At 52.1% G+C, this 675-nt stretch carries 1 rRNA gene; it reads left to right on the top strand.

The window, feature by feature from the left end:
• Positions 1-675 (top strand): 23S ribosomal RNA (locus Afil_RS10690); the annotation flags it as partial.

Below are 675 nucleotides of genomic sequence, written 5' to 3'. Positions count from 1 at the left end.
GAGGTACAGAGCGTTAGAGGTAAGCGAAATCCTTGGAAAGTAGCGAAGCACATGGAGCGGCTTTCAAGAAAAGCTTCTAGCGATACTTTATCTTGGCCCGTACCAAAACCGACACAGGTGGGCGGCAAGAGAATTGTAAGGTGAGCGAGAGAACTGTTGCCAAGGAACTCGGCAAAATGGCCCCGTACGTTCGCAAGAAGGGGCGCTCGAGAGAGCCGCAGTGAAAAGGCCCAAGCGACTGTTTAACTAAAACACAGCTCTATGCAAAGCCGTAAGGCGAAGTATATGGGGTGACACCTGCCCGGTGCTGGAAGGTTAAGGGGATCTGTGAGTCCGCAAGGAGGAAGCAGTGGTCCGAAGCCCCAGTGAACGGCGGCCGTAACTATAACGGTCCTAAGGTAGCGAAATTCCTTGTCAGGTAAGTTCTGACCCGCACGAAAGGTGAAACGATTTGGGCGCTGTCTCGGCAGCAGACTCGGTGAAATCTTAGTACCTGTGAAAATGCAGGTTACCCGCAACTAGACGGAAAGACCCCATGGAGCTTTACTGCAGCCTGGTATTGGGTTTTGGATGATCATGTACAGGATAGGCGGGAGGCGAAGAAAAGAGTACGCCAGTATTCTTGGAGCCGACGTTGGGATACCGCCCCTGATGATTTGAAGCCCTAACATAGAG

The sequence above is a fragment of the Allobaculum fili genome (assembly GCF_020969955.1).
GTDB lineage: Bacteria > Bacillota_I > Bacilli_A > Erysipelotrichales > Erysipelotrichaceae > Allobaculum > Allobaculum fili.
Note: the sequence above shows the minus strand (reverse complement) of the source record. Positions and strands in the feature narration are given on the sequence as shown.